Source organism: Bacillus sp. RC242, assembly GCF_044908245.1.
Taxonomy (GTDB): Bacteria; Bacillota; Bacilli; order Bacillales; family Bacillaceae_G; genus Bacillus_A; species Bacillus_A mycoides.
Window position 1 is genome coordinate 139,749 of sequence record NZ_JBIYCZ010000001.1, and the last position, 14,249, is coordinate 153,997.

At 35.2% G+C, this 14,249-nt stretch carries 17 protein-coding genes; 4 read left to right on the forward strand and 13 right to left on the reverse strand.

The genetic code is table 11. The annotated features are described in order from the left end of the window. Positions 1-6: 6 nt before the first annotated feature. From rsmH to panE, 3 genes are all read right to left on the reverse strand, one after another. Positions 7-939 carry a 16S rRNA (cytosine(1402)-N(4))-methyltransferase RsmH gene (gene rsmH, locus ABH957_RS00695; RefSeq protein ID WP_002014746.1) on the reverse strand — a complete coding sequence of 311 codons (933 nt, stop codon included), beginning with the start codon at positions 937-939 and terminating at the stop codon, positions 7-9. 366 nt (positions 940-1,305) lie between these two features. Continuing rightward, entirely contained in the window at positions 1,306-2,922 is a 1,617-nt protein-coding gene (gene bshC / locus ABH957_RS00700) for a bacillithiol biosynthesis cysteine-adding enzyme BshC (protein ID WP_002128861.1), read from the reverse strand. 79 nt (positions 2,923-3,001) lie between these two features. Then, positions 3,002-3,889: a 2-dehydropantoate 2-reductase gene (panE, locus tag ABH957_RS00705; protein WP_002128863.1), complete on the reverse strand. Its 888-nt coding sequence runs from the start codon at positions 3,887-3,889 to the stop codon at positions 3,002-3,004. Positions 3,890-4,184: 295 nt separating this feature from the next. Between panE and ABH957_RS00710 the strand changes: the two genes are divergently transcribed. Then, complete coding sequence (locus tag ABH957_RS00710) at positions 4,185-4,658, forward strand: N-acetyltransferase (RefSeq protein ID WP_002014751.1); 474 nt, start codon at positions 4,185-4,187, stop codon at positions 4,656-4,658. A gap of 33 nt (positions 4,659-4,691) precedes the next feature. Here ABH957_RS00710 and ABH957_RS00715 read toward each other — a convergent pair whose 3' ends face one another. From ABH957_RS00715 to ABH957_RS00725, 3 genes are all read right to left on the reverse strand, one after another. Further along, positions 4,692-5,198, reverse strand: coding sequence for an RsfA family transcriptional regulator (locus ABH957_RS00715; RefSeq protein WP_002066865.1), 507 nt, complete (start codon positions 5,196-5,198; stop codon positions 4,692-4,694). Between the two features lie 131 nt (positions 5,199-5,329). After that, positions 5,330-5,503, reverse strand: a complete 174-nt coding sequence (gene rpmF / locus ABH957_RS00720; protein ID WP_001984764.1) for a 50S ribosomal protein L32 — start codon at positions 5,501-5,503, stop codon at positions 5,330-5,332. Positions 5,504-5,564: 61 nt separating this feature from the next. Next, positions 5,565-6,065 (reverse strand): YceD family protein, encoded by a 501-nt coding sequence (locus tag ABH957_RS00725; RefSeq protein ID WP_002014753.1) that lies wholly within the window; start codon positions 6,063-6,065, stop codon positions 5,565-5,567. 153 nt (positions 6,066-6,218) lie between these two features. Between ABH957_RS00725 and ABH957_RS00730 the strand changes: the two genes are divergently transcribed. After that, positions 6,219-7,460 carry a nucleotidyltransferase gene (locus ABH957_RS00730; protein ID WP_204354038.1) on the forward strand — a complete coding sequence of 414 codons (1,242 nt, stop codon included), beginning with the start codon at positions 6,219-6,221 and terminating at the stop codon, positions 7,458-7,460. 26 nt (positions 7,461-7,486) lie between these two features. Here ABH957_RS00730 and ABH957_RS00735 read toward each other — a convergent pair whose 3' ends face one another. Further along, positions 7,487-8,512: a SepM family pheromone-processing serine protease gene (locus ABH957_RS00735; protein WP_113937191.1), complete on the reverse strand. Its 1,026-nt coding sequence runs from the start codon at positions 8,510-8,512 to the stop codon at positions 7,487-7,489. Continuing rightward, positions 8,505-9,296, reverse strand: a complete 792-nt coding sequence (locus ABH957_RS00740) for a patatin-like phospholipase family protein (RefSeq protein WP_193662334.1) — start codon at positions 9,294-9,296, stop codon at positions 8,505-8,507. The genes ABH957_RS00735 and ABH957_RS00740 overlap by 8 nt, the downstream gene beginning before the upstream one ends. Positions 9,297-9,408: 112 nt before the next feature. Here ABH957_RS00740 and ylbJ point away from each other — a divergent pair, with 112 nt between their 5' ends. Continuing rightward, positions 9,409-10,638 carry a sporulation integral membrane protein YlbJ gene (gene ylbJ / locus ABH957_RS00745; protein WP_002033736.1) on the forward strand — a complete coding sequence of 410 codons (1,230 nt, stop codon included), beginning with the start codon at positions 9,409-9,411 and terminating at the stop codon, positions 10,636-10,638. On the opposite strand, the gene coaD is transcribed toward ylbJ, so the two are convergent. Both coaD and rsmD read right to left on the reverse strand, forming a co-directional pair. Next, complete coding sequence (coaD, locus tag ABH957_RS00750) at positions 10,630-11,121, reverse strand: pantetheine-phosphate adenylyltransferase (RefSeq protein ID WP_002128865.1); 492 nt, start codon at positions 11,119-11,121, stop codon at positions 10,630-10,632. The two genes, ylbJ and coaD, sit on opposite strands and share 9 nt — an antisense overlap. Further along, positions 11,118-11,684 carry a 16S rRNA (guanine(966)-N(2))-methyltransferase RsmD gene (rsmD, locus tag ABH957_RS00755; protein ID WP_001266992.1) on the reverse strand — a complete coding sequence of 189 codons (567 nt, stop codon included), beginning with the start codon at positions 11,682-11,684 and terminating at the stop codon, positions 11,118-11,120. Before rsmD ends, coaD begins: the two co-directional genes overlap by 4 nt. A 529-nt stretch (positions 11,685-12,213) precedes the next feature. Between rsmD and ABH957_RS00760 the strand changes: the two genes are divergently transcribed. After that, positions 12,214-12,603 carry a DUF7147 family protein gene (locus tag ABH957_RS00760; protein WP_002014762.1) on the forward strand — a complete coding sequence of 130 codons (390 nt, stop codon included), beginning with the start codon at positions 12,214-12,216 and terminating at the stop codon, positions 12,601-12,603. 55 nt (positions 12,604-12,658) lie between these two features. Here the strand turns inward: ABH957_RS00760 and ABH957_RS00765 are convergent, their stop codons facing one another. From ABH957_RS00765 to ABH957_RS00775, 3 genes are all read right to left on the reverse strand, one after another. Continuing rightward, complete coding sequence (locus tag ABH957_RS00765; RefSeq protein WP_002088292.1) at positions 12,659-12,925, reverse strand: YlbG family protein; 267 nt, start codon at positions 12,923-12,925, stop codon at positions 12,659-12,661. Between the two features lie 127 nt (positions 12,926-13,052). Then, the gene (locus ABH957_RS00770) at positions 13,053-13,505 is read right to left on the reverse strand and encodes a YlbF/YmcA family competence regulator (protein ID WP_002066910.1); all 453 of its coding nucleotides are present in this window, start codon (positions 13,503-13,505) and stop codon (positions 13,053-13,055) included. 116 nt (positions 13,506-13,621) lie between these two features. Continuing rightward, complete coding sequence (locus ABH957_RS00775) at positions 13,622-14,194, reverse strand: histidine phosphatase family protein (protein ID WP_002066909.1); 573 nt, start codon at positions 14,192-14,194, stop codon at positions 13,622-13,624. Positions 14,195-14,249: the final 55 nt, after the last annotated feature.

Genomic DNA, 14,249 nt, shown 5'->3' on the forward strand with positions numbered 1-14,249 from the left:
TCCTTTTTATCGTTTTTCAGCGATTCTCAACTTCGCAGAACGCGCTCGATTATTTTCTTCTAATTCAATGTCAGAAGGTAAAATCGGTTTCCTTGTAATAAGCTTTAATTTCGGCTTAAATTCATCCGGAATAATCGGTAGTCCCTGTGGTAATTGCGGCGTTGTGCTATTTCGCTTAAACGTCGTTTTACAAATACGATCTTCTAAAGAATGGAATGTTATAACACTAACTCTTCCACCAGGCTTGACCATATCAATTGCAGATTCCAACGCTTCTTCAAATACTTTTAATTCATCATTTACAGCAATACGAATCGCTTGAAATACTCGCTTCGCAGGATGTCCACCTGTTCTACGTGCCGGAGCTGGAATACCTTCTTTAATTAATTCCACTAATTCTCCTGTCGTTTCAATAGCCTTATTCTCGCGATAAGCTTCAATTTTCCTTGTTATTTGCTTTGAAAATTTTTCTTCTCCGTATTGGAAGAAAATTCTTACGAGTTGTTCATATGACCAGCTGTTCACAACATCATATGCTGTTAATGGGGCATCTTGATCCATCCGCATATCTAACGGTGCATCATGATGATAACTAAAGCCACGCTCTGGTGTATCTAATTGTGGGGATGAAACACCTAAATCGAATAAAATCCCGTCTACTTCTGTAATACCTAATTCATGTAGTTTTTCAGATAAATAACGGAAGTTGCTCTTCACTGTTACAAATTGTTCACCATAAGAAGAAAATTTTTCCTTCGCATTTTGAATCGCTATTTCATCTTGATCAAATGCTATTAACTTTCCACCATCTGTTAGCTGAGATAGTAAATAAGAACTATGTCCTCCTCCACCCAGTGTACAATCTACATATGTACCACTCGGTTTTATATCTAAGCCATCTACTGTTTCTTTCAAAAGTACTGTTACGTGTTTGAACATTGCTGCACCTACTCTTTTTCCAATTAATTATGTTAAATACATTTCTCACTCTACAAACACAATTTACTACTAGAGGATGAAATGCTACTAAAGAACGACTCATTTAACTTCCAACAAGGTAGTACGCTATACAAATCGCTATTTTATTTTATTATATACTAAATTTTATCATTTTTTGCGGGAATTTAAACAAAAACCTGTCGAAAAAGATAATAATCCGTTTACATTTTGTGCTATTTTGTCATATATATATACCTGATACATAGCGATTCATTACATTAACATAAGATGGATAATTCAGAAATATTTCACTTCACAGTTAATTCAACAGAATAAAAATAAAATCCTGCTCAAAAGAGCAAGATTCTATAGTTTTATTACATGATGTTTTCCATCCCACGAAAAAGATTGTTCCATTACCCGGTCAACAAAATCAAGGCCGAACTGATTTAAATAATAACAAACATTCCACACACGTTCTTGCGGTGCTCCTAATGGACGAAGCGCAAATTGTAAACGGCGGAATTTATTCAGTTGAACCTCATGTTTCTTCTCAACATTTCTTTTCAACATTTTTTCTAACAGTTCAATTTGCTCATTAATTTTCAGTTCATTTTTCCCAGCAAACTCATTTAACCCTGGATCTATTTTTTTCACGAATTGTTGTAATGATGTATGAATATCCATTATTTCTTTTTTCGCTTCTATAAATCGCTCGTCTATCGGTTCCTCTATTTGATTAGAAAGCCAATTGTCACGCAGATTATCTATATTATTTAGAAATGGATCAATTTCTTGCAAATCTAAATCATATAAATCTGTCGCTATATCTCGCTCCATATAAGTAATTGTAAGGCGCGGAACAACAGGTGGCATTTGGAAACCTGCCGTATGAAACACTTGTTGCAATTCACTCCAATAAGCTAACTCCCCTGGACCGCCAATAAACGCTAACGTAGGAAACACATATTCTTGCATAAGAGGGCGCGTTACAACATTATTACTAAAACGTTCTGGACTTCTTTCCATCTCTTCCATCAATTCTTCATACGAAAATGAATGCACTCCATCTTTTCCAATAAACTTCCCTTGATTCTCTTCAAGCAATACTCGCTCATTATCAATTTCCATAAATATATGCACTGCATTTGTCTTCGTTTCAATAATCGGTTTAAATCCTAATTCCTTAAGTACTTCCTGTTGATTACGAAGCCCTACTTGAATTTCTTTATATTTACTTATAATTTGTTGTAAAAACGGCACTTCTAATTTTCTTAATGCAGGATGATGTGAATCTACAAGAATTAAACCAGAATTTGCGAACATTTTCGTAATAAGGTGCGCAAAGAAATCTACATATGTATGCGATTTACCTAAAGCATCATCAACAAATTGTAATACATCCTTTGTAAAATTCGTTTCCGGATATGTTTTAAAAATCTCTTCGACCCATTTTCTACAGTCTTCAATAGAAAACTCAGACTCAGAAGCACTCGCCTTTTTCGGATAACGATCATGAAAAATGGTCTTTTTTATTTTTTTATTTTTCGTTACAAATGTATGATTAATTTCATCCATATCATGGTCTTCACCAGCAATCCAAAAGACAGGAACAACCCGAACCCCTAAGCTCTCTTCTTTTTCTTTTGCAAGCTGTAAAATTGAAATGATCTTATGAACTGTATAAAGCGGACCAGTTAATAACCCAGCTTGTTGTCCAGCTATAACTACATATGTATTTTCATCTTCAAGCGCTTTTATATTTTGAATTGTAAATTCTCCCGCTTGCAATTGTGTATTATATTCTAATAAATGCGTTACTAAATCTTGACGGAAAAACTCTCTCTCACGTAAATCATGTAAACGCTGTTTAAAAGCATCCTCTGTTAACAGATAATCAAAACATGACTGTATCTCTTTTTTACCGTTCATATAGTCCGCTACAACACCTTGTAGTGGAACAGAGATTTCTTTTATCTCCATATAATTCTTCCTTTCGTATCCTGTTCTCTCACCAACCCACATTGTATTCAATGTTTCACGTAAAAGCAAAGAAAAACACTTATAATTCCATTCCTTTTATTGCATTGAACAAAAATCGAAGTGTCGGAACAGATTGTTGTTGTTCCTTAGCTTCTTCTAATACATATCCAACAATCGCGTTAACTTCCGTTTGTCTATTCGCTCTTACGTCCGCTAACATAGATGAAGTATTATGGGATGTTTTTTCACATACTTGGCATACCATTTTCCATAGCATTTCCTTATCTTCTTCTTTAACAAGAAATGCAACTTCCTGAAATACTTGCTCCATCATTTGATAAAAAAGCGGGTTTGAAATTAACTCCCCGTTCTCAACCCGCAATAATGCCGTCAACGGATTAATACATACATTGACTACTAATTTATTACGCATAATCCCCTTCCAATCATCTTCTATCTGAATCGGAAAATAATCAAAAGGAAAACAATTAAATACCTTTTTAAAACAACTAGATTGACCACGCACTACACCAAACTTTGTAACACCTATTCCAGTATGACGAACTGTATGTCCATCCTCTTTTTTTGCACCATGCTCCACAATCCCGACTGCTATACGTTCATTTCCTATTTTTTGCATAACGTGAAGATGTGACATTCCATTTTGCAAAAAGATTAATGAAGATTCTCCCTGCACAAAAGGTAATATATCAGTTACATGATATTGCTTTACAGCAATAAATGTATAATCTAACTGTTTATCCAGCATACTTTCTATCGGTAAAATAGATGGAAATACCGTTTCACGTTCTCCATTCCTAATACAAGTTACACCCGTTAAGTTTAATTCTTCTGCTTGCTTATCGTTTCTTGTAAACAACGTAACATCTTGATTACTTTTTTGTAAATAAAATGTATATAGGAGACCAATAGCTCCCGGTCCAACAATTCCAATTTTCATCTTCACACAAAGAACTCATATTAACAAGTGATATAAGTTCCCTTGCCTTTCCCCCTTTATATCTTATTAAATTACAATTACATAGTTGAGGATTCAATTATCTTTTAACAAATGCAACCTCTTCTTTCACTACGTATATACTACCTATATACATAGTTCTATTCTTAGTTTAGCAAATCCTCAAAAAAATAATGAAAGAAATATTCTATCTTCTTCATAAAAATTTAAAAATGAGTTATAATATTATTATAAATATTTTAACTTTTCTGCATTCAACAAGATAAGAAAAGGACGTGATGTAATGGGATTCCCAAAAGTTGAACGCTTGCTCATCAATTATAAAACATTAGATGAATTTAAAAAATTTAAAGGGTGCGGAGCTCAAGAACTATCCATGTTGGAAGAATTACAAGCAAACATTATTGAAAATGATAGTGAGTCTCCATTTTACGGTATCTATTATGGAGGATCGCTAATCGCACGTATGAGTCTATATATGAAAAGGAACGGCGGGGAACCATTTGAAATTACAGGTACTTACCTAGAACTTTATAAACTTGAAGTATTGCCGACTTTTCAAAAACAAGGATTCGGACAAATGCTTGTTAATTATGCGAAACAACTACAATTCCCAATTAAAACGATAGCACGTATCCAATCATCTGGTTTTTGGGATAAATTAAGTTTCCAGCCAGTATCAGTAACTGATGGTGATTTTTATATTTGGCATCCAGAAACAAATTCGAATGCGATTACAAACGAAGAATCTGCATAAGAAACAAAAAAAACAGCTGTTACGCAGCTGTTTTTATTTCTTTAATTTTTCTAATTCTCCATTCGAGCGAGCGCCATTTCTTTCCGCTACCATTACACTTCTTTTTTGATCGATATAATCAAGTAATGTTCTATATTCTTCCTCATATACTGATAATCGCTCCAGAAGACGTTCTTTCTCTGTTTGTAACGATTCAATTTGTTGTTGCAACACCATTAAAGAGCTTTCATCTTTATAATTTCGCAAGAATTCAATAACATCATTCAATGTAATTGATGTAGGCTCTAATACCTTTGTCTCTTTCACTTCATAATTTTCTACTTTACGAAGTTGCTTTGCTTCTTCAATACGTTCTTTGTATTGCTTTCTAACATAAGAATTCCACCTAAATCCACATGCTGCTGGTGTGCGAGACAAATGTCTCCCCACTTCTTTAAAGGCAGAAAGTTGCGTTCCACCTTCTTGAATATGCCGGAGTACTACTTCTGCCAGAAGCAAATCTTCATCATCAGTCCAAGCATCTTGTCTTGTTGTCGCCATCTCTCTAGTCCTCCCTATGCATTTTTTATTAAGCATATGCAGTTACTAGAAAAGATAGAATACAACAAATAAAGAATAAGACAAAAAAAAAATAAACGTAGAAGATATCTTCTACGTTTATTTTCCCGCAATTACTTGCTGATTACTTCTTTACCTTTGTAAGTACCGCATGCTTTACATACACGGTGAGCTAATTTCGCTTCACCACAGCTTGGGCACTCTACCATACCAGGTACTGATAATTTGAAATGCGTACGACGCTTTCTTTTTACTGTTTTAGAAGTTCTTCTAAAAGGTACAGCCATTCTTCCCACCTCCTTAAAAGAAATAGTTATTTTCATATGAAGGCCTAAACCAGTCTTCCGATTATTTGTCAAAAAACTTTGCAAGTCCTGCTAATCGTGGATCAACAGTCTTTTCTTTGTTTTCTTCCGAAATCACTTGCCAGTCTTGACCTTGCATCGGTGCTCCACCAGAAACATCATCACTGAAAATTTGCATTGGAATCTCCAAAAGTATATTTTCCTTGATTACGGGCAGTAAGTCAAGTACTTCTCCTTCTAAACAATGAATTTCAGCTTCTGTTTCAAATTCTTCTTCCGAAGTTTGGAACACCTCAGTTGTTTTAATGTCAAATGGTAATGTCACATCTACTAAAGAGCGAGAACATGGTAAAACCATGCTTCCAGTTATATGTAGATGAAACGTAAACTTACCGGAGCCAAAATCAACTCTTCCTGTTACATGAGCAGGATTAATTTCACGAATATCTTTCTCGACCTCTTTTAGCTCACTTACATCTACCATTTCATTTAATGTCAATCCTTTATTTCTCAATTTATTCAATTGATGGATGGACCATTTCATATCATATCACCTCAAGGCAACAAACAAAATTATAGCTAGCCATTTTATATTTGTCAATGTTTTTTCTTTACACTATAATGAAGTCATCATAGGAAATAATATATAGACTATCACGTTTTCCAAAAAGATGCTACATCGAAAGGAGAGATTACCATAAAATCCAGTGGTATTGTTGTTGAATATAACCCTTTTCATAACGGTCATGCTTATCATGTGCAACAAACAAAAAAGTTAACACAGTCTGATATTATTATCGCCGTTATGAGTGGTCCTTTTTTGCAGCGTGGTGAGCCCGCACTCATCTCCAAATGGTATCGTACTAAAATGGCCTTAACAAACGGCGTAGACCTTGTTGTAGAGCTTCCATATGCATTCGCAACACAAAAGGCCGAAACTTTCGCAAATGGCGCAATTTCGATTTTAAACGCCCTTGGTGTTTCTGAAATTTGTTTCGGTAGTGAAGATGGACAAGCTGAAAATTTCTACAATACCATCGCTATACAAAAAAATGAAGAAGAGACTTTTAATCGTCTTGTGAAGCAATTTATGAATGCAGGTAATAGTTATGCAAAAGCTACATCTGAAGCCTTTCTACACATCTTACCATCCGAAAAAAACGTAGATATGTCACAACCAAATAACATTTTAGGCTTACAGTACATTAAAGCAATTCTCTTACAAAACAGTTCGATGCAAGCACAAACTATAAAAAGATTCGCCTCTCATTATCATGATGAAACATTTCACGATCAACATATTGCAAGTGCAACAAGTATTCGCAAACAGCTATTTAATGAAAACAGTTCCTCTACAACTATTGAGCCTTTTATCCCGAAAATGACTGCTTCTCTTTTAGAAAACTACAAGCAAAACTACGGGACGTTACATAACTGGGAAAAATACTTTTCATTTTTTAAATACAAACTTATGACGATGTCTTCAGAGGACTTACAGCATATATATGAAATGGAAGAAGGTTTAGAGCATCGTATTTTATCAAAAATACAAAACAGTTCATCTTTCTATTCATTCATGGAAGCATTAAAAACAAAACGTTATACATGGACTAGATTGCAAAGAGCTTGTACACATATTTTAACAAATACAACGAAGGAAGAAATACACAAAGCAAATATAGAGCAACATGCGCCGTATATCCGTCTTCTCGGAATGTCACAAAAAGGACAAACTTATCTTTCTAGAAATAAGAAAAAAATAGAACTCCCAATCCTTACTCATACAAAAACATTCGAACATCCAACTTTAGACATAGAACGAAAATCAAATGCTGTATATTTCTCCATAATGCAAGAACCTTTGCGGACACAACTGCTAAAACAAGACGCAACGCATCACCCAATTCGTTATGATGAAATAATGAAAAAATTCCTATAAGAAAAACCTCTCTTCTTCAGAGAGGTTTACTTTGTTTTACCCATTTTTTCTAAATACGTTAATGCATCATCCAGTGTGTCCACCGGTACAATTTTCATCTTTGTTTTAATATCTTTCGCAGCTTCAAGAGCATCTTTATAATTCGATTTCTCTACACCTTTTTCATTTGGCGCAAAAAACACTTCAGCTCCCGCATCACTAGCAGCTACTACTTTTTGCTGAATACCACCAATTGGACCAATTTCTCCTTTATCATTGATTGTACCTGTTCCAGCTATTTCATGTCCGTTTGTTAAATCTTCTTCAACGAGCTGATTATAAATTTCTAGTGTAAACATTAACCCTGCTGACGGGCCTCCTATTTCATGGGAATCAATTTTCACTTTCGGATCTACTACTAACTCTCTTTCCGTAACGATAGAGACCCCTATACCGACGCGTCCATTCCCATTAGGGATCGTCTTTACATTTAAATTTTCTTTAAACTGTTTTCCGCCCCGCTTGTATTCAATATTTACTGTGTCCCCTTCTTTTTTCCCTGTCATATACTCAATAAATTGTTCCGTCTTGTCGAATGTTTTTCCATCGACAGCTATAATAACATCTCCAAGCTTAAGCTTTCCTTCTGACGGCATACCCTTTGCTACACCAGCAACTAGTACACCTTTATTTTCAAAAGAAACAGAGCGATTTGCACGTTTATAAGCATTATAGATCGCTGCATTTTGCGAATCTTTCATTGCATAATTTTGGCGAAATTGATATTCTTCATCACTCTCGCCTTTTTGCAATATTTCTTCCGCCTTTGAAACGTGTGTATATTTATTAAATTGCGCGGCTATTAAGTTCACCACATTGGCAGGTCCCATTGAGACAGTGACAAGCATGAAATCACCAGACTCTTTCGTTCCACCATCTACTTGAACGTATGGCGCTAATTTCGCCGCCATACCTGGTTTTGTCACATAATACGGCAAACGCACATAAACAAGTAGCATCGCCAATATAACCCCTATTAAAATTGCATATATAAACCGAAAACGCTTAAACATTATGTTTCTCCTTCCACTGCTCAATTAGTAAATAAATGTTTGAAATGTGTTTTTCTGCTTCCACTTCTCCGACCCGAATGATATCTTCAATATGTGTAAAAGCACGCGAACTAAATTGTTCTACTGCTGGCCGCATCATTAAATCTGATGCTATTTGCCGATTCATCACGAGTTCATGTTGCATAATTTCAATACTTTGCATAATCACATCATAAATCGATGTAACCTCTCCATTCACCTTAATTGGAGATACATCAACAGCAATAACAATATCAGCCCCTAAATCTTTTACAACCGATACGGGAATACGGTCAATTACCCCTCCATCCACTAATAAGCGCCCATCTATTTTCTCTGGAACAAACACCCCCGGCACAGATATACTAGCTCGAACCGCCTCCGCAATCGGACCGCTTGTAAAAACAACTTTTTCCCCCTTCAAAATGTCAGTAGCCACAACAGCCGTCGGGATATCTAACTCTTCTAAATTTTTATTATATGTAAACATTTTAATCATATCTTTGATACGTTTTCCAGCAATAAATCCCATTTTAGGAACTGTAAAATCCAAATAATATTTCCTTTTAAAAACAGCGGCCAATCTATACAGTCTTTCAACGTTACAACTCGCTGCATAAAATGTACCAATTAATGCCCCTATACTACTACCTGCTATCATGTGAATAGGGATGCCAGCTTCCCTCAACACTTTTATTACCCCTATGTGAGCAAAACCTTTTGCACCTCCGGATCCAAGCGCTAAACCGATTTTTGGTTCCTTCATTTTTCTCACCCTTTAATTTTTTTCATTCCTTTTTCATACTTATGGTCTAAATTCACCACATATCCACGTATACTGAAATGAACGTTTTTGGGACAAAGGGGGATTTTCTTACATGTACGAAAAATGGAAAACTGCTTTTCTTACCATATCAATGTTGTTTTTAACCTTTTCTCTTGTACTTCACCCCCAAGATGCTTTGCAAGCTTCAATTCGCGGGTTAAATATATGGTGGGAAGTTGTATTCCCTTCACTACTACCGTTTTTCATCATTGCGGAACTTCTAATCAGTATTGGTATTGTAAAATTTATCGGTGTTATATTAGAACCACTAATGCGTCCACTGTTTCGTGTTCCAGGGGTAGGCGGATTTGTTTGGGCAATGGGAATGGCTTCAGGATTCCCCGCTGGCGCCAAATTAAGCGCTAGACTACGCAAGAGCAATCAACTAACACAAATTGAAGCGGAACGACTCGTATCTTTCACAAATTCTTCTAATCCACTTTTTATTTTCGGAGCGGTTTCTATTGGTTTTTTCAATAATCCGAAATTAGGACTCGTATTAGCAGCAGCACATTATATAAGTAACTTTATCGTCGGATTACTTATGCGCTTTTATGGTAATAACGATACTTACATAAAAGACAAACATACGAATCAAAAGCGTGCCTTTCAAAACCCTTTTTCCATCCTCCACCAAACACGTATGCAAGAAAAAAGACCAATCGGAAAACTACTCGGTGACGCTATCGTTTCTTCTATTCAAACATTGCTCATGATTGGTGGGTTTATTATTTTATTCTCTGTTTTAAATAAAATGATTACTGTTTTCAAAATTACAGAAGCGCTTTCTTTTATTATGCAACATATTTTATCATTCTTCCAACTTACATCCCAATTTAGTATTCCGATATTATCCGGTATTTTTGAAATGACGCTTGGAAGCCAAATGATTAGTCAAATTAATGAATCAACACTTCTTCAACAAGCGATGGTAACAAGCTTCATTTTAGCATTTAGCGGTCTTTCTATTCAGGCACAAGTAGCAAGCATATTAGCGGAGACAGATATCCGCTTTAAACCATATTTTTTAGCTCGAATTATCCAAAGTATTCTCGCTCCTATTTTCACTTTTATATTTTGGGGACCATTTTATGAAAAAGTTCATTCTTTCTCGCCTACGCAAGAAGATCTTCCCGTATTTTTATTGAATCATTCTTATACACTAACTGATATTTGGACATCATTTATACACTACGGACCAATCTTCACCTTATTTTGTTTATATTTGTATGTCATCTTATTGTTTTTACGCATTCATAAAGAAAAACCCCGTTCACTTTAACGGGGTTTTAAACTTTTCTTTTAAAGCACGCTCTACAATCGGAGGAACAAGGTCTACTACACTCCCACCATATCTCGCAACTTCTTTCACAATACTTGAACTTAAAAATGAATATTGATTATTTGTCATAATGAAGAAAGTTTCGATATTTTCGTCTAATTTTCGATTCATTGAAGTAATTTGCATCTCATATTCAAAATCAGAAACTGCTCGCAAACCACGTAATATTGCATTTGCATTACGCATTTTTGCATATTCCACCAATAATCCACTATGTGAATCAACTTTTACATTCGGAATATCCTTTGTCGCCTCTCGAATTAACTCTAGGCGTTCTTCTACCGAAAAGAATGGTTTTTTTGATGAATTGTTTAAAACAACTACATATACTTCATCAAATACTTTTGCTCCCCTTTTAATAATATCCAAATGTCCAAGGGTAATTGGATCAAAACTCCCTGAAGAAATAGCTATACTTGTCATTCTGTCCCCTCACCTTCATACTTATAAATCGAAATTGCTGTAATCCCGTAGTTTTCTGCCCGTACTTTTACAAGCTCTCCTATAGAATCAGGTAAAACCACGTCATCCCCATGCTCTGCCATAATGATGCCATCTTTATTTAACAATCCATGTTGATCCATTACACTAACTAAAGACACAATTTTTTGAGCTTTATATGGAGGGTCTATTAGTATAAGATCGAATGATATTTCACGCTTTATAAGCGCCTTTACCGCACGCTCTGCATCATTTCGGTACACTTCAGCTTGTTCTTGTAGTCTACAGCTTTCTAAATTTTGATGAATGACTTTTATCGCTTTACTATCTCGGTCAACAAAAATCGCTTTATCAATCCCTCTACTTATGGCCTCAATTCCAAGACCACCGCTACCACCAAATAAATCAAGAGCGATACCACCATCATAATAAGGACCTATCATATTAAAAATAGATTCTTTCACTTTATCTGTCGTTGGACGCGTTGTATTACCAGGTACCGCTTTAAGTGGGTGCCCTTTACATTTTCCTGAAACTACTCTCATCTGTTGTCACTACCTTTATTTCAATCTATAGAGCGATTACAGCAAATTCATTTCAATTCGGTAACCGCTACCGATTCATACTATTTCATACATTTTTTCATTAATCTGTTATTTAACTAATTGAAAACCTCAGTTAAAATAATCGCTCGCTATTTCTTTCATATCCATTTCACTATTTGCAAGCAACAACCCTCTATGTACATCAGTTCCACTTTACCTTTTTTATCCTATCATAAAATAAAAAAAAGAAAAATAAAAAGCCTAACATAAATTTTAATTTCATTATGTATATCTTCATTTTAGATTGGACATAAATAAATATAACAACATCATTTTCGATGTTGTTGCCAACCGCGGAGAAGACTTACGTTTCCCCATAAGTTCTTCCTCCGGTTTCTCCTCTCCCTTTGCCTTCTTACTAGTAGTACATACTAGTATTAGAAGGGCCCTGCTTTGCAGGGTTTTTTTATTTGTCTACTTTTCATTTAAAAAGTCAGGTGGTACAGTAAAAGAAAGAGGAGGAAAAAATATGATTCAACGCTTTATAGAACTCGGAGAAGGCTACTCTGACTTATATGAATTACTTGAAATTGCCAAAACAAACCAAGAACGTGTAACACATATGTTACAATTCGAAACTGTAAAAAACGAAAAAAAAGTGTGTTCACTTGTTGTAATACTAAAACCGACAACTACTGGTGATTTCCAACCATTATACATATGTCGTGAAGGCATTCCTGTACTTGAAAATAAAAAAAGTAAACGTGTCGTTTTATTTGAAGAAATGGCGGAACAAATAGGGAAAAAAGTTACTCCCTTTACTGTAAAACCATCAACAACTTTCCCTGAAAAAGAACTATTTTTTAATCATCTAATTGGTATTTTACGAATGAACAATTTCATTCCTCCAATGAAATAACACGTTATTTCAAGTAAAAAAATCCCCTGCTAAATTTAGCAGGGGATTTTTTTACTTAGCTATAATCGTATTCTTTTGCCCGATCAGGACGCGAATTTTCGAATTCCGTTTTTAAAAATGGGCGATACGACTGTTCTACTTTTTTTACAAAAGGAAGTTTATTCAATTTTTGCATCATATGCTCAATTTGTTCCATATCACAATATACAACGGCATATTTCAAACGTTTTGATATGTAATGAATGTTACCATATTTCCTTAAAATCTTGGCATGTTTCAATGAATGTAAATAAACAATCATACTTTGTCGTTGCCCGAACATAATCTTCTCCATCTTCTCCTTTTAAAAACTTATATTCTTATATTTTATGAAAACCAATCAAAAATTTATGACATTAAAGGACAAACTCTGTATACGTTTTCTTCTATATTCTAAAAAACAGGGTAAATTACCCTGTTTTTTTACAACCACAACCGCCTCCGGTACCACACCCACCGCCACAGCCACCCGCATCAAAAAACGGATTTCCTGTTGGAACTTTAACGGAAGAAGACACCTCAGAACCAATTGCTACACTAACTTCATCTAATAACTTTTGTAAAGCAGTTTCTGCTCTTTTAAAGGTTGCAACCTTATCATGCATATCTACAGAACGCTTTAATTCCCTCATTTTCGTCGAAACGAAAGTATAATCAGGATGATATTTACCAAAACGTTGCACTTCTTCGTATCGCTCTTTCATCGTTGTAAATTGCTGAATTAGCGTCTGGACTTCTATATCTTCTTGTAAATCCTTATAATACTTACGGTAATCTTCTGCTATATCTGAACAGATGATCGCTTTTGCAAGCTGCTCTGCCTTATCTAAAATCAATACGCTTTCCAGCGTCGCTACAATCATGAGAGACACCTCCGAGTATTCATCATAACACATTTGGAACAGAACTACTAATTGAAGTGTCTCACCTAAAAGAAAGATATAATTCTAACTACTTTTCATACAATCCCCTTGCACTCTTATACAATAATATGCTCCGCAATATTATATTTAAGAACATCCCATTTCCCGCTATTCTCTTTCACGTAGCTAATACATGCGTTTTTTAACGGCGTTTTAAATGTAATTTCATCTGGTGCAATTGCGTGTAAAATAGCTTTTATTGCATGTGAATGCGCAACAATGATAATACGTTTATCTCCATGTGCTGCTGCAACCTCTTGTAAAGCCGTAAAACAGCGCTCTACAATTTCTTCATCCTGCTCCATTCCTTCTATATTACCTTCTGCAATTAACTCTCTAACGGCCGCAACTGGTTTCCCAGAAGCTTCCCCAAAATTACGTTCCATAAATCGCTCATCTAATAAAATAGATGGTAATCCAATAGCCCCAGCAATTTCCTTAGCTGTTTCTTGCGCTCTAATTAACGGACTACTTATAATTATATCCCACGATTCCGCTTGCAGGGTAGCTGCACTTTGACTCGCTTGCTTCTTCCCAACTTCGTTAAGTGGAATATCTTCGCGCCCTTGAATAATCTCTTGAAAGTTCCAATCAGTTTGTCCATGTCGTACTAAACAAATTTCCGTCATGCTGCAACTCCTTTTTTAAATAATCCGATTCTATTGTAACAAAAGTTTTGCATAA